A 25,655-nucleotide genomic window follows, 5' to 3' on the forward strand; every position below is an offset into this window, starting at 1 on the left:
CCCCGGCCCCCGCCCCCCCCGCGCCGCCCCCCCCCCCCCCCCCCCCCCCGGCCGGTGATCCGTGGGTGTTACACCCGCGGCTTCTCGCGCATCTCGTACGTCGCGATGACGTCGTCGACCTTGATGTCGTTGAAGTTGCCGAGGTTGATACCGCCCTCGAACCCTTCGCGGATCTCGGTGACGTCGTCCTTGAAGCGACGCAGACCCTCGATGTTGAGGTTCTCCGCGATGACCTTGCCGTCGCGGATGAGGCGTGCCTTGGTGTTGCGGCGCACCTCGCCGGAGCGGATGAGCACACCCGCGATGTTGCCCAGCTTGGACGAACGGAAGACCTCGCGGATCTCCGCCGTGCCGAGCTCGACCTCCTCGTACTCCGGCTTGAGCATGCCCTTGAGGGCCGCCTCGATCTCCTCGATCGCCTGGTAGATGACCGAGTAGTACCGGACGTCCACACCCTCGCGCTCGGCCATCTGCGCGGCACGCCCGGCGGCGCGCACGTTGAAGCCGATCACGATGGCGTCGGAGCCCATCGCCAGGTCGATGTCCGACTCGGTGACCGCACCGACACCGCGGTGCAGGACGCGGATGTCGACCTCTTCGCCGACGTCCAGCTGGAGCAGCGAGGACTCGAGGGCCTCGACGGAACCGGAAGCGTCACCCTTGATGATCAGGTTCAGCTGCTGGACCTCGCCGGCCTTGAGCACCTTGTCCAGGTCCTCCAGCGACACGCGGCGCGTGCGCTTGGCGAACGCGGCGTTCCGCTCGCGGGCGGCGCGCTTCTCCGCGATCTGACGGGCCGTACGGTCCTCGTCGACGACGAGGAAGTTGTCGCCCGCGCCCGGGACGTTGGTCAGGCCCAGGACCTGGACCGGCGTCGACGGGCCCGCCTCGGTGACGAGGTTGCCGTTGTCGTCGTGCATCGCCCGGACTCGGCCGTACGCGTCGCCGACCACCATGGTGTCGCCGACCCGCAGCGTGCCGCGCTGGACGAGGACCGTCGACACGGCACCGCGGCCGCGGTCGAGACGGGACTCGATCGCGATGCCCTGCGCGTCCTGGTGCGGGTTGGCACGCAGGTCGAGCGAGGCGTCGGCCGTGAGGACCACGGCCTCCAGCAGGGAGTCGATGTGCAGACCCTGCTTGGCGGAGATGTCGACGAACATGGTGTCGCCGCCGTACTCCTCGGCCACCAGCCCGTACTCGGTGAGCTGGCCGCGCACCTTGGTCGGGTCGGCACCCTCGACGTCGATCTTGTTGACCGCGACGACGATCGGGACCTCGGCCGCCTTGGCGTGGTTGAGCGCCTCGACCGTCTGCGGCATGACGCCGTCGTTGGCCGCGACGACCAGGATCGCGATGTCGGTCGACCGGGCACCACGGGCACGCATGGCGGTGAACGCCTCGTGACCCGGGGTGTCGATGAAGGTGATCTTGCGCTCTTCGTCGTTGACCTCGGTCGCGACCTGGTAGGCACCGATGTGCTGGGTGATGCCGCCGGCCTCGCCCGCGATGACGTTCGTCTTGCGGATGGCGTCGAGGAGCCGGGTCTTGCCGTGGTCGACGTGACCCATGACGGTGACGACCGGCGGGCGGACCATCAGGTCCTCCTCGTCGCCCTCGTCCTCGCCGAACTCGATGTCGAAGGACTCGAGCAGCTCGCGGTCCTCCTCCTCCGGGCTGACGATCTGAACCGTGTAGTTCATCTCGTCGGCGAGGAGCTGGAGCGTCTCGTCGGAGACGGACTGCGTGGCCGTGACCATCTCGCCGAGGTTCATCATGACCGCGACGAGCGACGCCGGGTTGGCGTTGATCTTCTCCGCGAAGTCGGTGAGGGACGCACCGCGCGACAGGCGAACGGTCTCGCCGTTGCCGCGAGGCAGCATCACGCCGCCGACCGACGGGGCCTGCATGGCCTCGTACTCCTGGCGCCTCTGCCGCTTCGACTTGCGGCCACGACGCGCGGGACCGCCGGGACGGCCGAAGGCGCCCTGCGTGCCACCACGGCCACCCGGGCCACCGGGACGACCACCGAAGCCGGGACGGCCACCGCCGCCACCGGGACCACCCGGACGGCCGGCGAAACCGCCGCCACCGCCACCGGGACCACCGGGACGGCCGGCGAAACCGCCACCGCCGCCACCGGGACGACCGGCGAAGCCGCCGCCACCCGGGCGACCGCCGCCGCCACCGGGACGACCGCCGCCACCGGGACCGCGGCCGCCGGGGCCACCGCCACCGGGACGCGGGCCGGCAGCCGGACGCTGCGGCATCATGCCGGGGTTGGGACGCGGACCACCGGGACCGCCGCCGGGACGCGGACCGCCGCCCTGCGGACGGGGCATGCCGCCCGGGGTGGGACGCGCGCCGCCCGGGGCCTGCGGACGGGGACCGCCCGCCGCACCCTGGGGACGGGGACCGCCCTGGCCCTGGCCCTGCGGACGCGGGGCGCCACCGGGGGCACCGGGGCCACCCGGACGCGGCGCGCCGCCGGGACGGGGCGTCTGCGGACGCGCCATACCGGTGGAGCCACCGGAGGTGAAGGGATTGTTGCCCGGGCGGGGACCCGCCGGACGGGCACCGGGACGCGGAGCGCCGCCACCCGGACGCGGAGCGCCGGGACGCTCGCCACGGTCACCGCGACCCTGGCCGCCCTGGCCGGAACCGGCCGGACGCGGAGCACCCGGACGCGGCGCCTGACCGGCCGGACGCGGGGCGCCCGGACGCGGGCCGGAGCCCTGCGACGGCGCGGCGGGAGCCGCCGGCGGCGCGGTGAACTCGGGCGTGGTCGGAGCCGGGGACGCCGGGGCGGGCCGCGGCGCGGGCTTCGGGCCCGGGGTGGGACGGGGGCCGGGAGTGGCCGGCGCGGCGGGAGCCGCCGGCTTCTCGGCGGCTGCCGGCTTGGGAGCCGGCGGGCGCGGGGCGGCCGGACGGGCAGCCTGCGCGGGTGAGGGGGCGCCCGGCTTCGCCGGGGCAGTCTTGCGGGCAGGGGCGGACTTGCCGCCTCCGTTGCCCTGCTGGAGGGCGTCCGTCAGCTTGCGTACAACAGGCGCTTCGATCGTCGAAGACGCCGAACGGACGAATTCACCGAGTTCCTGGAGCTTGGCCATGACGACCTTGCTCTCGACACCGAACTCCTTGGCGAGTTCGTAGACCCGGACCTTAGCCACTTCGCTCCTTTGAGGTCCGGGTTGCGTCCGGACCGTCGCTAGTTCATGGGCGTACTCATCGCGTACTCATCGAGTGCTCATCGCAATCTCGACCTGCTTTCGACTCGCGAGGTACCTAGACCACACGGTGTTCCGTGCGGCACGTTCTTACGGCGTTGCCTGATCGGCAACTGTTGTCTGCTCGACGTATCGGCGCAACGCCTTTGTGTCGAGCGCTCCCGGGACGCGCAGTGCCCTCGAGAACGCCCGGCGGCGTACCGCCTGGTCCAGACAGACCTGGGCGGGGTGTACGTACGCACCCCGGCCGGGCAGCGTACCGCGTGGATCAGGGACACACTCGTCCTTGATCGCCACGATCCGCAGCAGTTCAGCCTTGGCCGCTCGCTCCCGGCACCCCACACAGGTGCGCTCAGGGCATGCTCGGTCGCGTGTCCGGCCAGACACAGTTAAGTCTACCTCCCCGCACGCGCCTCACCCCTGCGGGGCAGCATTCGAACAGTTGCAGCGCGTGAAGCTGTCGTGATCTGAACGACCCACGGCTTGGATCCATTCCCCGGTGGGGCGCGGATCCGCCGTCGATCTTCGGCCAGTCTCCGGGGCTACTCCGCGGCCTGCTCCGTGTCCGGCCGGATGTCGATCCGCCAGCCGGTCAGCCGGGCCGCGAGGCGGGCGTTCTGGCCCTCCTTGCCGATGGCCAGGGACAGCTGGTAGTCCGGCACGGTCACCCGGGCGGACCGGGTCGCCATGTCGACGATCTCGACCTTGGAGACACGGGCCGGGGAGAGCGCGTTCGCCACCATCTCGGCCGGGTCGTCCGACCAGTCGACGATGTCGATCTTCTCACCGTTCAGCTCGCCCATCACGTTCCGCACCCGGCCGCCCATGGGGCCGATGCAGGCGCCCTTGGCGTTCAGGCCCGATCGGGTGGACCGTACGGCGATCTTGGTGCGGTGACCGGCCTCACGGGCGATCGCGGCGATCTCCACGGACCCGTCGGCGATCTCCGGCACCTCGAGGGCGAACAGCTTCTTCACCAGATTGGGGTGCGTGCGCGACAGCGTCACGGACGGGCCGCGCACGCCCTTGGCCACCCGGACGACGTACGACCGCAGCCGCATGCCGTGCGGGTAGGTCTCGCCCGGCACCTGCTCCTGCACCGGCAGGATGGCCTCCAGCTTGCCGATGTCCACCAGCACGTTCTTCGGGTCGCGGCCCTGCTGGACCACACCGGTGACGATGTCGCCCTCACGGCCGGCGTACTCACCGAGCGTCGCGTCGTCCTCGGCGTCGCGCAGGCGCTGCAGGATGACCTGCTTGGCCGTGGTGGCGGCGATACGGCCGAAACCGGACGGGGTGTCGTCGAACTCGCGGGGCTCCTGGCCCTCCTCGAGGTCGTCGGCGTCCTCCTTCGCCCACACGGTCACATGGCCGGTCTCCCGGTTGAGCTCCACGCGCGCGTGGCGGCGGCTTCCCTCGGTGCGGTGGTAGGCGATGAGGAGGGCCGACTCGATCGCCTCGACCAGCAGGGGGAAGGAGATCTCCTTCTCCCGAACCAAGCCCCGCAGGGCACTCATGTCGATGTCCACGGCTACGCCTCCTCTTCCTTCTTGTCCTTGCGGCTGAACTCGACCTGCACGCGGGCCCTGACGATCTCGTCGAAGGCGAGTCTGCGTGCGGTGGGCTTGCGGCCCTTGACCCCCGGCACCTCGGTGTCGACGCCGTCGTCGTCGACCTTCAGGATCCTGGCGACCAGCTCGCCGCCCTCGGCCAGCTGGAACTTCACCAGCCGGTCCGTGGCGCGGACGTAGTGCCGGTGTTCCGTGAGGAGGCGCTCCGCGCCCGGGGTGCCGACCTCGAGGGTGTACTCCCCCGCTCCCATCGCGTCCGTCTCGTCGAGCTTCGCCGAGAGCTCGCGGCTCACATCGGCGATCTGGTCCAGGTCCGCGCCCGTGTCCGAGTCGACGGTGACGCGCAGCACACGCTTACGGCCGACGGAGTCCACTTCGATCTCTTCGAGATCCAGGCCCTGGGAGGTGACGAGCGGTTCCAGCAGTTCTCGCAGCCTCTCGCTCTGGGTGGTGCTCATCCGGGTGACTCCTCGGCCGCGTGTGCTGTTGTGGGATGGGTCGCGTGTCTGGTCAAAGGGTATCCGGTCGCAGGGAGTGTTGCCGTCCACCCGGTGACGAACGGTGCCGCTGAGTGGTCCCGGGCGGCGGCCCGGGTACCGTGATCACGGGCGTGCAGCCCTTGCGGTCCCTTCCCTCTCGCATGTTTCTCACCACGAGCCCCCGAGGACGTCTGTCGTGCCGTTCCCCCCATCGCCGCGCGCCCGCTCGGGGCCGCGCAGAAGGAGTCTGCTCGCGGTCGCGCCCGCGGCCCTCGCCCTGGCGGGCTGCACCGGCGGCACGGAAGGGTCCGCGGACGCGGGCGACGGCCCCTCGGCCGCCGAGCGGCGGGCACGCGCGCGTGCGGCCCGGGACAGCGAGAGGCTCGTGGAACGCTACGACGCGGTGATCGCCGCCCGGCCGGCGCTGGCCGGGCGCCTGGCACCGTTGCGGGAGAACGTCGTACGGCACGCCCAGGCGTTCGGAGGTGGCCGAAAAGCATCCCCCTCGCCTTCCTCCTCGGCGTCCTCCTCCGCGTCGCCGGGCGCCGCGGCCCCGTCGCCGGCCGCCGTGCCGGGCGACGACAAGGACGCCCTGGCCGGTCTCGCCGCTGCGGAGCGGGAGCTCGCCGACCGGCGGTCCGAGGAGCTGCTCGGGATGCCGGGCGAGCTGGCGCGGCTGCTGGCGTCGGTGGCGGCGGCCGGGGCGGCGCACGTGTATCTGCTGACGGAGGGGGACGCGTGAGCGAGGCGAAGGACCGGGAGCTGCGGGCGCTGCAGGCGGCCCTGGCCGCCGAGCACGCGGCGGTGTACGGCTACGGGGTCGTCGGCGGGAAGGTCGGCGACGGGCAGCGCGCGGAGGCACGGACGGCGTTCGACGCGCACCGCGCGCGCCGGGACGCGCTGGTGCGCGGGGTGAAGGACCTGGGGGGCCGGCCCGTGGCGGCGGCCGCCGGGTACGCGCTGCCCTTCGCGGTGCCGGACGCGGCGGCGGCCGCGCGTCTCGCCGCCGAGCTGGAGGACCGGGTGGCCGGGGTCTACTCCGACCTGGTGCGCGCCGCGGACGGCGAGCGGCGGTCCCTGGCCGCCGAGGCGCTGCGGGAGGCGGCGGTGCGGGCGGTGCGCTGGCGCGGGGAGAGCGTAGCCTTCCCTGGGCTCGCCGAGCGGGCGGGCACGGTCCCGCCCTCGGCGGCGCCGACGGCGTGACCCGCGCGGGGCACGCACCGCCACGAGCACGAAGGGAACCACTCGCGCATGGTTTTCGAACCGCCGCAGCGCCTGGTCAGGGCGCTCGGTGAGACGGCCCCGGACGGTGACGACTGGCTGGAGAAGCTGCCCGAGACGGCGCAGCAGGCCGTCGCGCTGCGCGAGTTGACCGTGGAGCGGGTGCAGGTGCCCGGCGGGCGCAGCAGCCTGGTCGTGCTGGTGCGGACGGCCGGCGGGACGCCCGCCGTGCTCAAGCTGGCGCCGGGGCGGGCCCGGCCGGAGGCGGAGCGGGCCGCACTCGCGCACTGGGCCGGGCGGGGCGCCGTACAGCTGCTGGAACCCGCGCCGGGGTCCGAACTGCCCGCGGACGGTGAGGTCTCCGCGTCGGGCGAGGGCGTGCTGCTGCTGGAGCGGCTGCATCCGGACGTGTCGGTGCGGTCCCTGCCCGAGGCGAAGGCCCTGCTGGAGGCGGCGGGGACGCTGCGCCGGCTGTGGGTCGAGCCGCCCGCCGGTTTCCCCTTCGAGACGGTGGCCGAGCGGACCGGCCGGCAGGCCGAGGCGATGCGGGCCCGGGCGCAGGCCGATCCGGCCGTGGCGCCTCTGGTGGAGCCGGCGCTCGCGGCGCGTGAGGAGCTGCTGGCCGCGCCGCCCGAACACCGGTTGCTGCACGGCACGTTCCGGCAGAGCAAGGTGCTCGCCGGGGAGCGGATGCCGTGGCTGGCCGTGGGGCCGGACCCGGTGGTCGGCGAGTGCGCCTTCGATCTGGCCCGGCTGGTCCGCGACCGGGTGGAGGACCTGATCGCGCAGCCGTCCGGCGCGGCGACGACCCGGCGCAGGGTGAAGCGGCTGGCCGAGTCCCTGGACGTGGACCAGGAGCGGCTGCGCGGCTGGACCCTGTTCCGGGCCGTGGAGTCGGGTGTGCGGGCCGCGCGGGTGGGGCGGCCCCGGGACGCGGAACTGCTGCTGGAGTTCGCGGGCTGGCTGTGAGCGCTCCGGGTTCCCGGAGCGCTCACCCCGGCACCGCCGCCGGCGTTACGCCGTGAGGCGGGCGACGGCTTCCTCGACGGTCAGTTCCTCGCGCTCGCCGGTGCGGCGGTCCTTGAGTTCGACCACGCCCTCGGCGGCGCGGCGGCCCGCCACCAGGATCTGCGGGACGCCGATCAGCTCGGAGTCCGTGAACTTGACGCCCGGCGAGACGCCGGCCCGGTCGTCGACCAGGACGCGGACACCGGCCGCGGCCAGCTTCGCGGAGATGTCGAGGGCCAGTTCGGTCTGCAGGGCCTTGCCCGCTGCGACGACGTGCACGTCGGCCGGGGCGACCTCCTTGGGCCAGCACAGGCCCTTGTCGTCGGCGCTCTGCTCGGCCAGGGCGGCGACCGCGCGGGAGACGCCGATGCCGTAGGAGCCCATGGTGACGCGGACCGGCTTGCCGTTCTGGCCGAGGACGTCGAGCTTGAGGGCGTCGGCGTACTTGCGGCCCAGCTGGAAGATGTGGCCGATCTCGATGGCGCGGTCCAGGACGAGGCCCGTGCCGCACTTCGGGCAGGGGTCGCCGTCCTGCACGACGACCACGTCGACGTACGCGTCGACCTCGAAGTCACGGCCCGCGACGACGTTCTTGGTGTGCGTGCCGGCCTTGTTCGCACCGGTGATCCAGGACGTGCCCGGGGCGACGCGCGGGTCGGCGATGTACGTGACCTTGTCCAGGCCCTGCGGTCCGACATAGCCGCGGACCAGGTCGGGCCGGGACGCGAAGTCCGTCTCGGTGACCAGCTCGACGGTGGCCGGGGCGAAGTGCGCCTCGACCTTGTCCATGTCGACGTCGCGGTCGCCGGGGACGCCGACGGCGACGATCTCGCCGTCGACCTTCACGAGGAGGTTCTTCAGGGTGGCCGAGGCCGGGACGCCCAGGGAGGCCGCGAGGGTCTCGATGGTCGGGGTGTCCGGGGTGGGGATGTCCTCGGCGGCCGGCACGTCCGCGGCGTCGACGGACTTCAGCTCGTACGTGATCGCCTCGGTGTTGGCGGCGAAGTCGCAGTTGGGGCAGTCGGCGAAGGTGTCCTCGCCCGCCTCGGCGGGGGCCAGGAACTCCTCGGACTTGGAGCCGCCCATCGCGCCGGCGGTCGCGGCGCAGATGCGGTAGTCCAGGCCGAGACGGGCGAAGACCCGCTGGTAGGCCTCGCGGTGCAGGGCGTAGGAGCGGGCGAGGCCCTCGTCCTCGGTGTCGAAGGAGTAGGAGTCCTTCATCAGGAACTCGCGGCCGCGCAGGATGCCGGCGCGGGGCCGGGCCTCGTCGCGGAACTTGTTCTGGATCTGGTAGAGGATCACGGGCAGGTCCTTGTAGGAGGACGCCTGGTCCTTCACCAGCAGGGTGAAGATCTCCTCGTGGGTGGGACCGAGGAGGTAGTCGCCGCCCTTGCGGTCCTGGAGGCGGAAGAGCTCGGCGCCGTACTCGCTCCAGCGGCCGGTCGCCTCGTAGGGCTCGCGCGGCAGCAGGGCGGGCAGGGAGACCTCCTGGGCGCCGATGGCGTCCATCTCCTCGCGGACGATGCGCTCCACGTTGGCGAGGACCTTCTTGCCGAGGGGCAGCCAGCTCCAGATGCCGGCGGCGGTGCGGCGTACGTAGCCGGCGCGGACGAGGAGCTTGTGGCTGAGGACCTCGGCGTCGGCCGGGTCGTCGCGCAGCGTCTTCGCCAACAACTGGGACATGCGCTGGACCGGTGCGTTCGCCATGGTTTCTCTGCTCCTGCTGCTGGGGGTCCCCCCGCTCGAGCGGAGCCGAGCCCGGGGGAAGGTGTTGGCAGGAGGTTATCCGGGGGGTGCGGGGCGGTGGAAATCGGTTAGCGGCGGCGCAGCGGCAGCGGGGCGCCCATCACGGCGTACGGTTTGGGCGCGCTCGGGAAGAGCACCTGGCGGGCCAGGTCCCGGTAGCCCAGGGAGCGGTAGAGGGCGCGGGCGGGGCTGTCGGTGTCGATCGCGGAGAGGATCGAGCGGGGTTCGTCGGCGCCGTCGGTGATCGTGGTGATCAGGGAGCGGCCGATGCCGCGGTTCTGGTGGCCGGGGTGCACGTGCAGCTCGGTGATCACGAAGGAGTCGTCGAGCCAGTGGTCGTGGTGCAGGGCGCGCAAGTAGGGCTCCACGACGGTGGACCACCAGTGGGTGCGGTCGTTGGGCATGCCGTAGACGAAGCCGACCAAGCGTCCGCCGGCGGTCGCGCCGAAGGCGCGGGCACCGGGGTAGGTCATGTGGCGCAGGACGATCTGGCGGCGGACGGCGACTTCGTCGGGGCCGAGACCGAAGGCCACTGCTTGCACGGCCAGGGCCTCGTCGACGTGGGCGGAGAGGTCGAGGGGGCCGATCACCAGGTCCATGGCGGGGAGCCTACAGGGGCGTTTCCGCTGCCGTCCGGGCGCTTCAGAACAGAACGCTCATGAAGGCGCCGACCTCCTGGAAGCCCACGCGCCGGTACGTCCTCCTGGCCGCCGTGTTGAAGTCGTTCACGTAGAGGCTGACGAGCGGGGCCACGTCCGCCAGGGCGTAGCGCAGGACGGCCGCCATGCCGGGGGCGGCCAGGCCGGTTCCCCGGTACTCCGGGGCCACCCACACGCCCTGGATCTGGCACGCGCGGTCCGTGGCGGCGCCGATCTCGGCCTTGAAGGCGACCTTGCCCTCCGCGTCGAAGCGGGCGAAGGCGCGGCCGGAGCCGACGAGTTCGGCCACGCGGGCCTGGTAGAGGAGCCCGCCGTCGCCGGCCAGCGGCGAGACGCCGACCTCCTCGGTGAACATCGCCACGCACGCCGGCAGGATCGTCTCCATCTCGTCCTTGCGGACGCGGCGGACGTAGGGGTCCGGGGTGACGTCGTCCGGCAGCCGGTCGGTGATCATGAGCGGCTGGTGGCGGCGGACCTCGCGGGCCGGGCCCCAGTGGGGCTCCAGGAGCCGCCACAGCTCGGCGGTGGGTCCCGCGGGGCCGACGATGGAGGAGCAGCGGCGGCCGGAGCGGCGGGCGCGGTCGGCGAAGGCGCGGACGGCGCGGGGTCCGGCGCAGATCGGGACGAGGTTGGCGCCCGCGTAGCACAGGGAGGTGAGGATGCCGTCCTCGTACCAGCCCCACATCTCGCCGCCGAGCCGCCACGGGTCGAGTCCGGCGATCTGCACCCGGGACGTCACGAAGGCGTTCGCGACCGGCTCGCGGTCGAGGACGGCGAGCGCGGCGTCGAGGTCGCTCGGTTCGAGGACCCGTGAGGTGGTCTGCGTCAACACGTGGCGGGGCCTCACACACTGGGGTCGGCTGATTCCCCGCACTGTACCTGGCGGAGCTGGGGAGTGCCGCCCGCCGTCCGGCCGGTGCACGGCGGCGGCCGGCTCCCGGCGCCCGGTGCGCCCGGCCGCCGGGCCGCCGCCTGAGCTCACCCGTCGCGCGTCCCCGGGGGCCGGGCAGCGTACTGAGCGACCCTGAGGGACGCGCCGCGCACCGTGGACGCAGGGGACGCCCTCGGTGATCGTGGGGTGGCCGGGAGGGTGCTGGGTGTCGTCCTCTCGGCCGGGTGGGCCGTGCGGGGTCAGCCCGCGACCGCCACCGACGGCTCGCCGGAGGCCACGCCGTCCGCCTCCATCTGCTCGGCCAGCTTCATGGCCTCCTCGATGAGGGTCTCCACGATCTTGGACTCCGGGACGGTCTTGATGACCTCGCCCTTGACGAAGATCTGGCCCTTGCCGTTGCCGGAGGCGACGCCGAGGTCGGCCTCGCGGGCCTCGCCGGGGCCGTTGACGACGCAGCCCATGACGGCCACGCGGAGCGGGACCTCCATGCCGGTGAGGCCGGCGGTGACCTCTTCGGCCAGCTTGTAGACGTCGACCTGGGCGCGGCCGCAGGAGGGGCAGGAGACGATCTCCAGGCCGCGCTGCTTGAGGTTCAGGGACTCCAGGATCTGGATGCCGACCTTGACCTCCTCGGCGGGGGGCGCGCTCAGCGACACCCGGATCGTGTCGCCGATGCCCTGGGAGAGCAGCGCGCCGAACGCGACCGCCGACTTGATGGTGCCCTGGAAGGCGGGGCCGGCCTCCGTGACGCCGAGGTGCAGCGGGTAGTCGCACTGGGCGGCGAGCTGCTTGTACGCCTCGATCATGATGACCGGGTCGTTGTGCTTGACGGAGATCTTGATGTCGCGGAAGTCGTGCTCCTCGAAGAGGGACGCCTCCCACAGGGCCGACTCGACCAGGGCCTCGGGGGTCGCCTTGCCGTACTTCTGCAGCAGGCGCCGGTCGAGGGAGCCGGCGTTGACGCCGATGCGGATCGGGGTGCCGTGGTCGCGGGCCGCCTTGGCGATCTCCTTGACCTTGTCGTCGAACTGCTTGATGTTGCCGGGGTTGACGCGGACCGCCGCGCAGCCGGCCTCGATCGCGGCGAAGACGTACTTCGGCTGGAAGTGGATGTCGGCGATGACCGGGATCTGCGACTTGCGGGCGATGGTGGCCAGGGCGTCGGCGTCGTCCTGGGTGGGGCAGGCGACGCGGACGATCTGGCAGCCGGAGGCGGTCAGTTCGGCGATCTGCTGGAGGGTCGCACCGATGTCGGACGTGCGCGTGGTGGTCATCGACTGGACCGAGACGGGGGCGTCTCCGCCGACCGCGACGGACCCGACCTGGATCTGGCGGCTCTTCCGGCGCTCGGCGAGCTTGGTCGGAACGGACGGCATGCCGAGAGAAATCGCAGTCATCTGCTGTGCAACCCCAAGTCGTGGATCAAGGTCCGGTCCCGTGAGCAGCGGGCTCCGAGCTTCGAGATTACGGCACCGGCCCGGGCGCGGGCACATCCCACCCGCAGTGCCACCCGATGGGAGGCGGCCCGGCCGAAACCCTGCCGGACCGCCGTGAACTCCGTATGACTAGGAGATTCTCACCGGGTTCACCACGTCCGCGATCAGGACGAGGATCGTGAAGCAGATGAAGATCCCCGCGACCACGTAGGCGACCGGCATGAGCTTCGCCACGTCGAAGGGGCCCGGGTCGGGGCGGCGCAGCAGCCGGGCGAGGTTGCGGCGCAGCGACTCCCACAGGGCGCCCGCGATGTGGCCGCCGTCGAGCGGCAGCAGCGGCAGCATGTTGAACAGGAACAGGGAGAGGTTGAAGCCGGCGACCAGCATCAGGGCCATGGCCAGCTGCTGGGTGGGCGGGATGTCGAGGGTGAAGATCTCACCGCCGACCCGGGCCGCGCCGACCACGCCCATCGGGGAGTCGGCCTCGCGCTCGGCGCCGTCGAAGGCCGCGTTCCACAGGGCCGGGATCTTGCCGGGGAGGGCGGCGAGGGAGTCGACGGCCTCGCCGATCCGGTCGCCCATCCACGTCACGGAGTCGCCGAAGTCCTGTTTGACCACGCCGGTGGCGGCGCTGAAGCCGAGGAAGCCGGCCTGGACGTACTGGCCCTCGACGATCTGGCCGCCGGAGTCCTTCTTGGCGACCTGGTTCGTGGCGATCTTCGCGTGCAGGGTGACATCCTGGCCGCCCCGCTCGACGACGATCGGCACCTCCTTGCCGGGGTTGGCGCGGATCAGGTCGGACAGCTCGTTCCAGTCGTCGGTGCGGGTACCGCCGAAGGAGACGATCTTGTCGCCCGCCTTGAGGCCGGCCGCCGCGGCCGGGGAGGCCGGGTCGCCCTTCTCGCACTTGTCGCGGTTCTCGCTCTGCGCGATGACGCACTGGGAGACCGAGCTGACCGAGGTGGTCTGCTGCGTGATGCCGAAGCCCATCAGGACGGTGAGGAAGAGCACCACCGCCAGGATCAGGTTCATGAAGGGGCCCGCGAACATCACGATCACGCGCTTCCAGGGGGCGCGCGTGTAGAACATGCGCTTCTCGTCGCCCGGCTGGAGCTCCTCGTAGGCGGCGGAGCGCGCGTCCTCGATCATGCCGCGCCACGGGGAGGTGGAGCGGGACTCCAGGCGGCCGTCGGGGCCGGGCGGGAACATCCCGATCATGCGGATGTAGCCGCCGAACGGGATGGCCTTGACGCCGTACTCGGTCTCACCTCTCCTGCGTGAGAAGAGCGTCGGTCCGAAGCCGACCATGTACTGCGGCACGCGGATGCCGAAGAGCTTGGCGGTGGACAGGTGCCCCAGCTCGTGCCACGCGATCGAGAACAGCAGGCCGACCGCGAAGAGGACTATGCCGAGGATGAACATCAGGGTCGTCATGCACGGGCCTCCGCCGTCTGTGCCGCCAGTTCCCGGGCCCGGGTGCGCGCCCAGGTCTCCGCTTCGAGGACGTCCGACACGGTGAGCGAGGTTCCCGTACGCGGGGTGCCGTGCTCCTCGACGACCCGGGTGACGGTGTCCATGATCCCGTTGAACGGCAGCGCGCCCAGGCGGAACGCCTCCACGCACTCCTCGTTGGCCGCATTGAACACCGCCGGGGCGGTGCCCGCGAGCTCGCCGACGTGCCGGGCGAGGTTCACCGAGGGGAAGGCCTCGTTGTCGAGCGGGAAGAACTCCCAGGTCGAGGCCTTGCTCCAGTCGAAGGTGGGAGCGGCGTCGGGGACGCGCTCGGGCCAGCCGAGGCCGATGGCGATGGGCCCGCGCATGTCGGGCGGGGTCGCCTGGGCCAGTGTCGATCCATCCGTGAACTCAACCATCGAGTGGACATACGACTGGGGATGTACGACGACCTCAATGCGGTCGAAGGGAATGTCGTAGAGGAGGTGCGCCTCGATGACCTCCAGGCCCTTGTTGACGAGGGTCGCGGAGTTGATCGTGATGACCGGGCCCATGGCCCAGGTGGGGTGCGCGAGGGCGTCCTCGACGGTGACGTCCGCCAGCTCGGCCTTCGTACGGCCGCGGAAGGGGCCGCCGGAGGCGGTGACGACCAGCTTGCGGACGTCGGCGCGGGTGCCGGCGGCCAGGGCCTGGAAGAGGGCGGCGTGCTCGGAGTCGACGGGGATGATCTGCCCGGGCTTGGCGAGGGCCTTGACCAGCGGGCCGCCCACGATGAGCGACTCCTTGTTGGCGAGCGCGAGGGTGCGGCCCGCCTCCAGGGCGGCGAGGGTCGGGGCGAGTCCGATGGAGCCGGTGATGCCGTTGAGGACGGTGTGGCATTCGGCGGCGGCGAGCTGGGTGGCGGCGTCCGGGCCGGCGAGGATCTCGGGGAGCGGTTCGCCGGTGCCGTACTGCGCGGTGAGCGCCTCGCGCAGGGCCGGTACGACGTCCTCCCGGGCCACGGCGACCGTGCGCACGCGGAGCCGGTGCGCCTGCTCGGCGAGGAGGGCGACCCGGCCGCCGTTGGCCGACAGGCCGGTGACCCGGAACCGGTCGGGGTTGCGCAGCACGAGGTCGATGGCCTGGGTGCCGATGGACCCGGTGGAGCCGAGGATCACCACGTCCTTGGGGCCGTCGCCCGCCACCGGGTCGTAGACGAGGTGCGGGTCGGCGAGGGGGGCTGGACTGTCGCTCATCCCTCCATTGTTGCCGTAAGCGTCGGCTGTGAGGACAGCGCATCCCCTTCCTGGGGGCGCGCGCCGCAGCGGTTCGCGCCCCCAGGAGGGCCGGGTCAGCGGATCGGCCGGTGGACGTTCTCCTTCCGCGACGGTCCCGGTGTCGCGTCGGCGATCCAGGGGCCGTCGCCGGACGGGTCGACGATGCCCTGCTCCAGCCACGCGTAGGTGCCGGACAGGACGCCCTTGACGACCTTGCGGTCGAGGTCGTCGGTGTTGGTCCACAGACGGGTGAAGAGCTCCTCGATACGGATGCGGGCCTGGCGGCAGAAGACGTCGGCGAGCTGGTAGGCCTCCCGGCCGTTCTCGCCGCGGGCGCGCAGGTGCTCGGCCCGGACGCAGGCCGCGCTCATGGCGAACAGCTCGGCGCCGATGTCGACGATCCGGCCGAGGAAGCCCTGCTTGGACTCCATGCGGCCCTGCCAGCGGGACATCGCGTAGAACGTGGAACGGGCCAGCTTGCGGGAGGCGCGCTCGACGTAGCGCAGATGCCCGGAGAGGTCGACCTCGTGCTTGAACTCGCCGTAGGAGGTGGGCAGCCGGCCCGGGCCCGCGACCAGCTTGGGGAGCCACTTGGCGTAGAAGACGCCGGCGTTCGCGCCGGCCCTGGCCTTGTCGCCGAGGGACTTCTCGGGGTCGATGAGGTCGCCCGCGACCGAGAGGTGGGCGTCGACGGCCTCGCGGGCGATGAGGAGGTGCATGATCTCCGTCGAGCCCTCGAAGATGCGGTTGATGCGCAGGTCGCGCAGCAGCTGCTCGGCCGGGACGCCGCGTTCGCCGCGGGCCCGCAGGGACTCGGCCGTCTCGAAGCCCCGGCCGCCGCGGATCTGGACGAGTTCGTCGGCCATCGTCCAGGCCATCTCGGAGGCGTACAGCTTGGCCAGGGCGCCTTCGATGCGGATGTCGTTGCGGTCCTCGTCGGCCATCTGCGAGGCCAGGTCCGTCACGGCCTCCAGGGCGAAGGTGGTGGCCGCGATGAAGGAGATCTTGGCGCCGACCGCCTCGTGGTGCGCGACGGGCTTGCCCCACTGCTCGCGGGCCGCCGACCACTCCCGGGCGATCTTCAGGCACCACTTGCCGGCCGCGACGCAGGAGGCGGGCAGGGACAGCCGCCCGGTGTTGAGCGTGGTCAGGGCGATCTTCAGGCCCTGCCCCTCCTTGCCGACCCGGTTGGCGGCGGGGACGCGGACCTGGTGGAAGCGGGTGACGCCGTTCTCGATGCCCCGCAGGCCCATGAAGGCGTTGCGGTTCTCGACGGTGACGCCCGGTGCGTTCGTCTCCACGACGAAGGCGGTGATGCCGCCCTTGTGGCCCTCGCTGCGCGGCACCCGGGCCATGACGACCAGCAGGTCGGCGACGACGCCGTTGGTGGTCCACAGCTTCACGCCGTCCAGGACGTAGTCGTCGCCGTCCGGCACGGCCGTGGTGGCCAGGCGGGCCGGGTCGGAGCCGACGTCGGGCTCGGTGAGCAGAAAGGCGCTGATGTCGGTGCGGGCGCAGCGCGGCAGGAAGCGCTCGCGCTGCTCCTCGGTGCCGAACAGCTTCAGCGGCTGGGGCACGCCGATCGACTGGTGGGCGGAGAGCAGCACGCCGATCGCGGGGCTGGCGGAGCCCGCCAGGGCGAGGGCCTTGTTGTAGTACACCTGGGTGAGGCCGAGACCGCCGTACCTGGTGCCGATCTTCATGCCGAAGGCGCCCAGCTCCTTCAGCCCGTCGATCACCTCGTCGGGGATCCGCGCCTCGCGTTCGATGAGGGCCGGGTCGACCTTCGTCTCGACGAAGTCGCGCAGCTTGGCGAGGAACTGCTCGCCGCGCTGGGCGGCCTCCTCCTCGGGGACGGGGTGGGGGTGGATGAGGTCGAGCCGGAAGCGGCCGAGGAACAGCTCCTTGGCGAAGCTGGGCTTGCGCCAGTGCTGTTCCCGGGCGGCCTCCGCCACCTCACGGGCCTCCCGCTCGGTGACGGCGGGACGGGATGAGGGAGTGGTGGAAGCGGACATGAGGGTCACCTCGCCGCATCTAGGAATATTGATGACTGTACGTTACCGACCAGTGCTACTGGATCGTTGGTACCCGAAACCGGACGCTCCCACCAGTCCTCGCGCGTCCGTTCGGCCGAAGGGGCGCGGCGCGCGAGACTTGCCGGGCGACCGCCGGCGGTGTTGCATCGAGGTGCCTTCCCGAAGGCCGGTCCGGGGGCCGGAGTTCGGTATCGAAGCGCTTCGACACCCTATGGACACCCAACCGCCCTGAGGCTACTGTCGAACCACCTTCACCTGTTCATATCAGCACGGCGCACTGTCGAAGCGCTTCACTAACAACTTGGAGAGCTGGATGGTCACCCTCGCCGAGGTCGCCCAGCACGCCGGAGTCTCGGCGAGCACGGTGAGCTATGTCCTCAGCGGCAAGCGGTCGATCTCCTCGACCACCCGGCAGCGGGTCGAGCGGAGCATCCGCGAGCTCGGGTACCACCCGAACGCCGGGGCCCGCGCCCTGGCGAGCAGCAGGTCGAACATCATCGCGCTGATGATCCCGCTGCGCACGGACATGTACGTGCCCGTGATGATGGAGATCGCCATCGCGGTGGCGACCTCCGCGCGCACGCACGGGTACGACGTGCTGCTGCTCACCGGCGAGGAGGGGCCCGACGCGGTGCGCCGCGTCGCGGGCAGCGGACTCGCCGACGGGATGATCCTGATGGACGTCGAACTCGACGACGAGCGGCTGCCGTTGCTGCGGGCGACGGACCAGCCGTCGGTGCTCATCGGGCTGCCCGCCGACACCGCCGGACTGACCTGCGTCGACCTGGACTTCCGGGCCACGGGCGCGCTGTGCGTGGAGCACCTGGCCAAGCAGGGGCACCACGACATCGCTGTCATCGGTGAGGCGCCGGCGGTCTACGAGCGGCACACCGGGTTCGCCGAGCGCACGCTCGACGGCCTGCGCTCCCGCGCGCGGGAGCTGGGCGTGCGGCTGCTGCACCGGCCCTGCGAGGGCGGGTACGACGCCGTGGCGGTGACGCTCGCCCGGATCCTCGACGAACGTCCGGGCACCTCGGGTCTGATCGTGCAGAACGAGTCGGCGGTCGAACCGCTGCTCGCCCTGCTGCGGCAGCAGGGCCGGGCCGTGCCGGAGGACGTGTCGGTGGTCGCCATCTGCCCCGACCAGGTGGCGACGCAGGCCTCGGTGCGGCTCACGTCGGTCTCCCTGCCCGCGCAGGAGATGGGCCGGCGCGCCGTGGAGCACCTGGTCGCCAAGCTGGAGGGACGCGGCAGCGACGACGTCGTGCTGCTCGCGCCCGAGCTGACCGTCCGGGCCAGCACCGGAGTGGCGCCGAGCCGCTCGTAGGCACCCCGGGCCCCGGCCCACCGCCCCGCCCCCGGCTCCTGCCCCTCTCGGCCGACGCCCCGCCGGAATGGATGCCGTTGTTCCTGCGGGACGGGGCGCATTTGCCGGTGGCGGAGCAGTGCCGGGAGGGGCGGCCGGACGGCCGCGGGGCCGTCCGGCCGCCCCCGGCCGGGTCAGCCGCCGCTGACGGTGAGGTTGTTGGTGGTGAAGTTCAGGCCGCCGGCCGAGGAGGTGATCTCGTAGCCGAACTGCACGTCACCGATGGTCTCGTTGCCCATCCACTTCTTGGTGTCCTTGATCCACTTCAGGACCGGCAGGATGTCGACACGTCCGGAGCTGGAGTCGGACGTGCGCAGGAACGAGAAGACCTCGTTGGCGCCGTTGTTGCCCTTGTAGACGTTCCAGGTGTGGCCGCCGAGGGTGACGCTGCCCTGGGAGGTGCCGAGCGGCCCGACGGCCCCGTTGTGGTTGACCCAGAGCATGATCTCGTAGTCGTAGTCGGTGTCCCAGATGTCGTAGGACGTGTTGTACGCGCCGGACGACGGGACGGTGACGTTGTAGGTGCTGGTGAGCGAGGTGAGGGAGGTGATCGTCTTGTTGATCACCTTCTTCGCGTTCGGGTAGGACTTGATGCCGCCGGTGTTGGGGTGGTCGGCCCAGACACCCCAGTTCGTACCGGAGTTGGCCCAGACGCACTGGCTGCCGGCGCCGGAACCCCAGATGTTGTTGTAGAGCGTGTAGCCGTTCAGGCTCGTGTTGCCCCACTGGTCGCAGGAGTTCCAGACGGCCGCCGAGGCCGGGGCGGAGGCGAGGCCGACGGTGGCGCCGAGCGCGAGGGCCGGGGCCAGCAGGGCCTTGGTGAGCCTGCTCAGGGTGCGTGTTGCCATGGTGTCCCTTCCATGGGTGGGGGGAGGTGCGGGGGGATCACCGCGCTCTCACGGTGAGGACGCGGTCTTCTCCGGCGACGAGGTCGAGGGACTCGGCACCGGAGGAAGTCCTGAGTTCGACGCGGACGCTGCGGCTCGGGCGGAGCACGGCGGTGGCGGTGCCGTCCTGGCTCCAGGTGAGGTCCAGCCCGGCGCCGAACCGGGTGCGCACGCCGCGCAGTGCACCGCCGCGCAGGTCCGCCGGGAGCGCGGGGAACAGCACCAGCCGGTCCGGGGTGGACTGCACGAGCATCTCGATCAGCACGGCGGGCAGGGTGTGCGCGGCGTCGGCGTTGTAGACGTCCCGGCCGGGATAGTGGGCGCTCATCAGGGAGGCGTGGAAGAAGTCGCCGTCCAGGACCCGGCCGAGGGCGTCGGCGACGCGCTCGCCGTCGCGGAGCCGGGCCGCGACGAGGGCGTGGTGCAGATGGCCATGCGCGGAGTCGTTCTCGGCGCCGCGCAGGCGAAGGGCGCGGTGGGCGGCGGCCGCGAGCTCGGGGGTGTCGTACGGGGTGATCTCGTCGAGCGGCCAGACGCCGTAGAGGTGGCTGAGGTGGCGGTGGTCGTAGGAGTCCTCCAGGCCCGGCCAGGCCCATTCGGCCAGGGCTCCGTCCGCGTTGACGCGGTGCGGGGGCAGCCGGTCGGCGAGGGCGTTCCAGCGCTCCGCGTCCGGGGTGCCCGGGTGGTAGGCGGCGGCCGTGCGCAGGGCGTGGCGGGCCGCGGAGAGGTCCATGGCCGCGTTGATCGTGCCCCAGCTCGCGTTGGCGGGACGGTTCTCGGGCGAGTAGGAGGGGACGACGACGAGGTGGCCGTCGTCGTCGGTGCGGGTGAGGAAGTCCTCGTAGAACAGGGCGACTTCGGCGAGGGCGGCGGCGGTGCGCGGGTCACGGGTGCCCCGGGTGTCGTCGTGGTCGACGAGCGGTTTGAGCAGCCAGTCGGCGCCGGCGGTCCACAGGTGCAGCGGGTACTCGCGGTCGAAGTGGTGGGAGTGGCCGGACTCGCCGTCGGTGTGGGCGGGTGCGACGGCGCCCCGGGTGCCGAAGACGGCGTGGGCGTTGTCGCGCCAGTCGGGCAGCTGGCGGTGGACGAGGCCGGCGAGGGCCTCGGTGACCTCGGGGAGGTCGGCGGCCGCGGCCGAGGCGGTCTGGAGGTTGAGGTTGGCGTCGAGGGTGAAGGCGCCCGACCAGGCGGTGTTCCAGTCGCCGGTCCACAGTCCGGTCAGCCGGGGCGGGAAGAGGCCGCTGGCGCTCAGCAGGTGGTAGCGGCCGGCGGCGAAGAGGCGCTCCAGCAGGGCGGCGCTGCGGGGCCGCTCGAGCAGCTCCGAGCCCGGCAGGGCGCGTTCGGCGGGGTCGGCGGCGAGGTCGAGGGTGACGCGCCGGTAGGCGGTGCGGTGCAGGGCGATGTGGCGGGCGAGGAGTTCGCCGGGTTCCGGGGGCAGGTCGCGCAGGGCCCGTCCCTCGGCGACCACGTCGAGTTCGCCGGTGTGCCGGAACACCCGGGTGAGGATCAGGACGGACCGGGCGCCCTCGATGCGCACGCCCGGGGGCACCAGGGTCGTCGTGCCGCCGGTGACGGTGATCCGGGTGACGCCGGTGCAGGCCCGGTCGTCGTCCGGGTAGCGGGCGCGCAGGCTGAGCAGGGCGCCCTCGGGCGTGAGGACGGCTCCGTGGCCGACGCCCAGAGCGGTGGGGGCACCCGGGAGCCGGTGGTCGAGGTCGACGTCGAGGGTCAGGGCGGGGCCCGTGAGGTGCTGGACGATCACGTCGTCGGCGCGGGAGACGAAGACCCGCTCGTGCCGGCCGTCGCAGGTGGCGCTCACCACGCCGGTGGTGAAGTCGACGGCCCTGCGGTAGCCGGCGAGGTCGCCGGCCGGCCCCTTCAGCCGGATCCGGAAGGCGGGGTGGAAGGGCTGCACCCACTGCAGCGGGCGGCCGTCCGTGAAGCTCTCGGCGGCGGTCGTCTCGCCCGCCAGAAGGCGGTCCTGCAGGGCGGCGAGCGAGGCCGCGAGCTGCGGGGGCCGGTCGTCGCGGCCGTTGGGCCGCACCAGGGTGTGGTGGGTGACGACGACCTGCCCGGCGTTCGGGTCACCGAACACAAGGGCGCCGTGGCGGCCGTTGCCGCTCAGGAAGCCGTCCTCCCAGCGGCCGGCCGGGTGCGGCTCCCAGGTGCCGTGGACGGGGGCGGAGCCGGTCATGACCGGAGCACCGCCGCCCCGTAGCGGCCGAGCGTGATCCGGTCGGTGACGTCGGTCCCGGTCAGCAGGTCGCGGTGGGGGCCTGGCACGTCGACGGTGACCGGCTCGCGGCCGTGGTTGAGCACGAACAGCACCTCGCCCCGGCGTACGGCCTCGACCTGCCCGGGCAGGCCCTCCAGCACCGGCCGTACCCCCGCTCCCCCGGCGATCCGGGCGAGCAGTCCGCTCAGCGCCCCGGGCTCGGGGAGCGTGGAGACGTACCAGGCCCGGCCCTTGCGCAGCACCGCGGGCAGCCCGTCGAGCTCACCGCCCCGGTAGGAAAGGCTCTCCTCGGCGGTGCCGTCGCCCTCCAGCTCCTCGGACCACAGGGTGCCCCGGAAGCCCTCGCAGCCGACGGTCTCCCCCGCCTCCAGCGGCCACCACTCGTGCAGCGTGCGGATGCCGAACAGCTCCCGCAGACGGGCGTCCATGCCGCCGGGGCGGACCCGGTCGACCTCGTCGGCGACGCCGGTCAGGAACCCGCAGACGAGGGTGCCGCCCTGGTGCACGTAGGCCAGGAGGTTGCCGATCGCCGTGTCGGTGAGCGCGTACAGCTGCGGCACCACGACCATCGCGTACGACGTCAGGTCGTGCTCGGGGTGGGCGAAGTCGGTGGTCAGGTGCGCCTGCCACAGGGCCCGGTGCCAGGCGCTCAGGACCTCGGGGTACTCCACCCGGCCGGACGGGCGGCCGTCCTGGGCACCGGCCCACCAGGCGTGCCAGTCGTGCAGGACGGCGATGTCCGCGGTGACGTGCCGGCCGGTCACCGCGGGGGCGATCCGCGCCAGGTCGGCGCCGAGCTGCTTGACCTCCTGGTACGTCCGGCCCTCCTCCCCGGCGTGGCTGACCATCCCGGAGTGGAACTTCTCGGCGCCCTGCCGGGACTGCCGCCACTGGAAGTAGCAGACGGCGTCGGCGCCCCGGGCCACGGCCTGCAGTGACCACAGCCGGTTCAGGCCCCGCGGCTTGGGGTGGTTCACGCCCCGCCAGTTGACCGGCCCGGCCGCCTGCTCCATGAGCATCCACGGCCCGCGCGCCTGGGAGCGGGTCATGTCCTGGACCAGGGCGCCGCTCTGCGCGCCGAGCGGGTCGCGCGGGTCGGGGTAGAGGTCGACGGAGACGACGTCCTCCTCGACCGCCCAGCGCCACGCGTCCTGCCCGGACCACAGCGGCATGAAGTTGCTGGTGACCGGGATGTGCGGGGTGTGCCGCCGGACGATGTCCCGCTCGGCGGTGTAACACTCCAGGAGCATGTCGGAGGTGAAGCGCCGGAAGTCCAGGACCTGGCCGGGGTTGCGCAGGTAGTGCGGCAGGCGGGGCGGCAGGATGCCGTCCCAGGTGTCGTAGCCCTGGCTCCAGAAGGCGGTGCCCCAGGCCTCGTTGAGGGCGTCGAGCGTGCGGTACCGCGTGCGCAGCCAGCGCCGGAAGGCGGCCGCGGCCTGGTCGCCGTAGTCGTAGGTGCAGTACTCGTTGTTGATGTGCCACATGGTCAGGGCCGGGTGGCCGCCGTAGCGGGCGGCCAGGTCCTCGGTGATGGCGGCGGCGTAGCGCCGGTAGGTGGCGCTGGAGTGCGAGAAGTGCTGCCGGCCGCCCCACCACTCGGTGCGGCCGTCCTCGGTGACGGGCAGCGTGTCGGGGTGCAGCCGGCCCATCCAGGGCGGGGGCGAGGCGGTCGGGGTGGCGAGGACGACGCCGATGCCGTGGTCGTGCATCAGGTCCATCAGCCGGTCCAGCAGGCCGAACTCCCGGGCGCCCGGCTCCGGTTCCAGTGTCGACCAGGAGAACACCCCGAGGGTCACGGAGTTGACGCCGGCGGCCTTCATCAGCCGGACGTCCTCGTGCCAGGTCTCCTCCGGCCACTGCTCGGGGTTGTAGTCGCCGCCGTAGAGGAGCCGGCCGCGGGTCGCGTCGCTCAGGGCGGGCATCAGGCGGGCGCCCCGTACTGGATGCCGCGCCCGTTGGTGGCGACGTAGACCCGGCCGTACACCCGCGGGTCGCCGGTGATGGTGGCGCCGATCCAGCCCCACTGGTGGCGGTCGTCGTTGACGCGCACCCAGGTCTTCGCCTCGTCGTCCGAGCGGTGGACGGCGGTGCCGCTCCCGGTGGCGCCGACCATGTAGAGGGCCGGGTAGGAGGCGCCCGGCGCGGCCTTGCCGAAGCCGAGGGTGTACGACGCCGAGCAGCCGGCGACCGCGGTGAAGGTGGCACCACCGTCGGTGGAGCGGTACAGCCCGTTCCCCTTCAGGCTGAGCCACAGGTCGCCGGAGCGGCCCGGGGCGGCGGCCAGCTGGAACTCGGTGTCGCCCGCGTGCAGACCGGTGGCCCGCGCGGTGAAGGCCAGCCCGCTGTCCGTACTGGCGAAGAGGGTGCCGGTGGCGGTGTCGAAGGCGTAGAAGCGCTGCGGGTCGACCGGGTCCGCGACCGGGACGGCGCCCTCGGGGAAGGAGGCGACCTCCGACCAGGTGACGCCGTTGTCCGCCGAACGGAAGCCCGGGTTGGCCGGGCCGAAGGACCACAGCAGCACGCTGCCGTCGGCGTTGGTGGCGATCGGCCCCGGCGCGCTCGCGGCCAGGGCCGGCTGGGCCGGGAACGGGGCCCAGGTCCGGCCCCCGTCGTGCGAGAAGGCGCCGTTGCCGTGGTCGCCCCAGCCCGCCCGGACCACGTACGACGGTGCGGCCGCGGCCAGCGACAGGCCGGTCGACGTGCCGGACACCGGGTTCGACGCCATGCCGCGCGAGGGCGACGCCGTGAGCCGCTCGTGGTACATCACCCCGATGTCGCCGCAGCCGCTGAGCAGGTGCGCCTCGCCGGCCGGGGGCGACAGGAGCTGGCGGACGGAGGCCTCCTCCAGGCCGCGGATCTGCGGGGCCCAGTGCGTCAGGTCGCGGGTGCCGTAGAGGGTGGCGCCGGTGCCGAAGACGAGGTGCCGGGAGTCGAACGGGTCGAGGCCGACGGCCTGGATCCACCAGCCGAACTTGGGCGCGTCGCCGCCCCACGTGAGGTAGGGCGTCTCGGAGACGTCGAGGACGGCCGTGTCCTTCAGGGACGTCCAGGTGCGGCCGCCGTCGGTGGTGCGGTACAGGGTGTCGACCAGCGCCCAGCGGTTGTTGGTGGAGACGACGACCGTGCCGGGGCGGCGGGCGTCGACGGCGGCGCCGCCGTAGCCGAAGGAGTCGGTCCCGCCGTCGCCCGTCGCGCCGCCGGGCCGCACGGGCGTGACGTCGGTCCATCTCCCGTCCGTGGTGCGGAGCTTGTGCACGCTGCCGTCCGACTGGCCGTTCGGGCCCGGGGCGTCGGCGTACGTCACGTACAGCTCGCGTGTGTGCCGGTCGTAGGCGGCGCGGACCGGCACCTTGGCGGCCCTGCCCGCGGGCTGTCCGGGGACGGCCTCCCAGGTGGTGCCGTCGGCGGTGCGGTACAGGTTCGCGGTGGTGCCGTCGGAGTCGCCCCAGCCGGCGTACACGGTGCGGCCCGCCGCGACCAGGAGCGTGATGCCCTGGCCGGTGGCGCTCGGTGCGGCCGGGAAGCTCGCCGCCTGCCAGGTGGCGCCCCGGTCGGCCGACGTGAGCAGCCCGTCGTGCCGGGTGCCGAGCCACAGGGTGTCGCCGTCGCGGGGGTCGACGAGCAGCCGTTCCCCGCATCCGCGCCCGTCCTCGTTGGCCCCGAGCTTCACGGCGAGGTCGGTGCGCTTCCAGGTGGCCCCGCGGTCCTCGGAGCGCAGCACGGCCCCGTTGCCGGCCCAGGACTGCGTGTACGTGCCGAGGGCGAGGTACAGCCGGTCCGGACGGGCCGGGTCGACGGCCATGGCCTCCACGCCGAGCAGGTTCCAGTCGTCCCAGCCGATGTGGTCGGTCAGCGGCACCCACCGGCCGGTCCGGTCCTCCCAGCGGTAGGCACCGCCGATGTCGGTCCGGGCGTAGGCGAGGCCGCGGACGGCGGGGTGGAACAGCACGCCGGTCACGAATCCGGTGCCGCCCTGCACCACGTTGCGCCACCGGTACGGCCGGGCGGCGGGGACGGCCGCCCCGGCGGCGTGCGCGTGCCCGGGCAGGGCGGGGACGGCGGTGAGCGCGGCGGCGGCCGCGGCCCCGGCGAGGACGGTTCTTCTGCTCGGGCTGGACGCATGCATGGCACACCTCGGCATCTGGGTGGGAAGGAGGGACGGCGTCCCCGAAGGGGCGCGGGGAAC

At 72.7% G+C, this 25,655-nt stretch carries 19 protein-coding genes; 4 read left to right on the plus strand and 15 right to left on the minus strand.

Features of this window, described 5'->3' with window-relative positions; genetic code table 11:
* Nucleotides 1-68: 68 nt before the first annotated feature.
* From infB to rimP, 4 genes are all read right to left on the minus strand, one after another.
* The gene (infB, locus tag ACPXCS_RS23490) at nt 69-3,167 is read right to left on the minus strand and encodes a translation initiation factor IF-2 (RefSeq protein WP_425947881.1); all 3,099 of its coding nucleotides are present in this window, start codon (nt 3,165-3,167) and stop codon (nt 69-71) included.
* A 147-nt stretch (nt 3,168-3,314) separates the two neighbouring features.
* Nucleotides 3,315-3,611, minus strand: a complete 297-nt coding sequence (locus ACPXCS_RS23495; protein WP_425947879.1) for a YlxR family protein — start codon at nt 3,609-3,611, stop codon at nt 3,315-3,317.
* A gap of 155 nt (nt 3,612-3,766) precedes the next feature.
* Complete coding sequence (gene nusA / locus ACPXCS_RS23500; RefSeq protein ID WP_425947877.1) at nt 3,767-4,753, minus strand: transcription termination factor NusA; 987 nt, start codon at nt 4,751-4,753, stop codon at nt 3,767-3,769.
* Nucleotides 4,754-4,755: 2 nt separating this feature from the next.
* Complete coding sequence (gene rimP, locus ACPXCS_RS23505) at nt 4,756-5,253, minus strand: ribosome maturation factor RimP (RefSeq protein ID WP_425947875.1); 498 nt, start codon at nt 5,251-5,253, stop codon at nt 4,756-4,758.
* A gap of 217 nt (nt 5,254-5,470) precedes the next feature.
* Between rimP and ACPXCS_RS23510 the strand changes: the two genes are divergently transcribed.
* Genes ACPXCS_RS23510 through ACPXCS_RS23520 form a run of 3 tightly spaced genes read left to right on the plus strand, consistent with a single transcriptional unit; the run spans nt 5,471 to nt 7,464 of the window.
* On the plus strand, nt 5,471-6,016 hold the full coding sequence (locus ACPXCS_RS23510; RefSeq protein WP_425947873.1) for a hypothetical protein: 546 nt from the start codon (nt 5,471-5,473) through the stop codon (nt 6,014-6,016).
* Complete coding sequence (locus ACPXCS_RS23515; protein WP_425947871.1) at nt 6,013-6,477, plus strand: DUF4439 domain-containing protein; 465 nt, start codon at nt 6,013-6,015, stop codon at nt 6,475-6,477. Before ACPXCS_RS23510 ends, ACPXCS_RS23515 begins: the two co-directional genes overlap by 4 nt.
* 48 nt (nt 6,478-6,525) lie before the next feature.
* On the plus strand, nt 6,526-7,464 hold the full coding sequence (locus ACPXCS_RS23520) for an aminoglycoside phosphotransferase family protein (protein ID WP_425947869.1): 939 nt from the start codon (nt 6,526-6,528) through the stop codon (nt 7,462-7,464).
* A 45-nt stretch (nt 7,465-7,509) separates the two neighbouring features.
* Here the strand turns inward: ACPXCS_RS23520 and ACPXCS_RS23525 are convergent, their stop codons facing one another.
* From ACPXCS_RS23525 to ACPXCS_RS23555, 7 genes are all read right to left on the minus strand, one after another.
* Nucleotides 7,510-9,210, minus strand: coding sequence for a proline--tRNA ligase (locus tag ACPXCS_RS23525; RefSeq protein ID WP_425947867.1), 1,701 nt, complete (start codon nt 9,208-9,210; stop codon nt 7,510-7,512).
* Between the two features lie 107 nt (nt 9,211-9,317).
* Complete coding sequence (locus tag ACPXCS_RS23530; protein WP_425947865.1) at nt 9,318-9,848, minus strand: GNAT family N-acetyltransferase; 531 nt, start codon at nt 9,846-9,848, stop codon at nt 9,318-9,320.
* A gap of 43 nt (nt 9,849-9,891) precedes the next feature.
* On the minus strand, nt 9,892-10,740 hold the full coding sequence (locus ACPXCS_RS23535) for a GNAT family N-acetyltransferase (protein WP_425947863.1): 849 nt from the start codon (nt 10,738-10,740) through the stop codon (nt 9,892-9,894).
* Nucleotides 10,741-11,039: 299 nt separating this feature from the next.
* Nucleotides 11,040-12,197 (minus strand): flavodoxin-dependent (E)-4-hydroxy-3-methylbut-2-enyl-diphosphate synthase, encoded by a 1,158-nt coding sequence (ispG, locus tag ACPXCS_RS23540; protein ID WP_425947862.1) that lies wholly within the window; start codon nt 12,195-12,197, stop codon nt 11,040-11,042.
* A gap of 168 nt (nt 12,198-12,365) precedes the next feature.
* Nucleotides 12,366-13,658, minus strand: a complete 1,293-nt coding sequence (locus tag ACPXCS_RS23545) for a M50 family metallopeptidase (RefSeq protein ID WP_425947927.1) — start codon at nt 13,656-13,658, stop codon at nt 12,366-12,368.
* 8 nt (nt 13,659-13,666) lie between these two features.
* Nucleotides 13,667-14,923 (minus strand): 1-deoxy-D-xylulose-5-phosphate reductoisomerase, encoded by a 1,257-nt coding sequence (dxr, locus tag ACPXCS_RS23550; RefSeq protein WP_425947861.1) that lies wholly within the window; start codon nt 14,921-14,923, stop codon nt 13,667-13,669.
* 95 nt (nt 14,924-15,018) lie between these two features.
* Entirely contained in the window at nt 15,019-16,959 is a 1,941-nt protein-coding gene (locus ACPXCS_RS23555) for an acyl-CoA dehydrogenase family protein (protein ID WP_425947860.1), read from the minus strand.
* Nucleotides 16,960-17,293: 334 nt separating this feature from the next.
* Here ACPXCS_RS23555 and ACPXCS_RS23560 point away from each other — a divergent pair, with 334 nt between their 5' ends.
* On the plus strand, nt 17,294-18,307 hold the full coding sequence (locus ACPXCS_RS23560) for a LacI family DNA-binding transcriptional regulator (protein WP_425947925.1): 1,014 nt from the start codon (nt 17,294-17,296) through the stop codon (nt 18,305-18,307).
* 173 nt (nt 18,308-18,480) lie between these two features.
* On the opposite strand, the gene ACPXCS_RS23565 is transcribed toward ACPXCS_RS23560, so the two are convergent.
* From ACPXCS_RS23565 to ACPXCS_RS23580, 4 genes are read right to left on the minus strand one after another with little or no spacing between them, the layout of a single operon-like run.
* Nucleotides 18,481-19,194, minus strand: a complete 714-nt coding sequence (locus ACPXCS_RS23565) for a glycoside hydrolase family 12 protein (RefSeq protein ID WP_425947858.1) — start codon at nt 19,192-19,194, stop codon at nt 18,481-18,483.
* A gap of 37 nt (nt 19,195-19,231) precedes the next feature.
* Nucleotides 19,232-21,427 carry a glycosyl hydrolase family 95 catalytic domain-containing protein gene (locus tag ACPXCS_RS23570; protein ID WP_425947857.1) on the minus strand — a complete coding sequence of 732 codons (2,196 nt, stop codon included), beginning with the start codon at nt 21,425-21,427 and terminating at the stop codon, nt 19,232-19,234.
* Entirely contained in the window at nt 21,424-23,391 is a 1,968-nt protein-coding gene (locus ACPXCS_RS23575; RefSeq protein WP_425947855.1) for a beta-galactosidase, read from the minus strand. The genes ACPXCS_RS23570 and ACPXCS_RS23575 overlap by 4 nt, the downstream gene beginning before the upstream one ends.
* On the minus strand, nt 23,391-25,595 hold the full coding sequence (locus tag ACPXCS_RS23580) for a WD40/YVTN/BNR-like repeat-containing protein (RefSeq protein ID WP_425947853.1): 2,205 nt from the start codon (nt 25,593-25,595) through the stop codon (nt 23,391-23,393). Before ACPXCS_RS23580 ends, ACPXCS_RS23575 begins: the two co-directional genes overlap by 1 nt.
* Nucleotides 25,596-25,655: the final 60 nt, after the last annotated feature.

This window comes from Streptomyces sp. DT190 (assembly GCF_049846985.1).
Classification (GTDB): domain Bacteria; phylum Actinomycetota; class Actinomycetes; order Streptomycetales; family Streptomycetaceae; genus Streptomyces.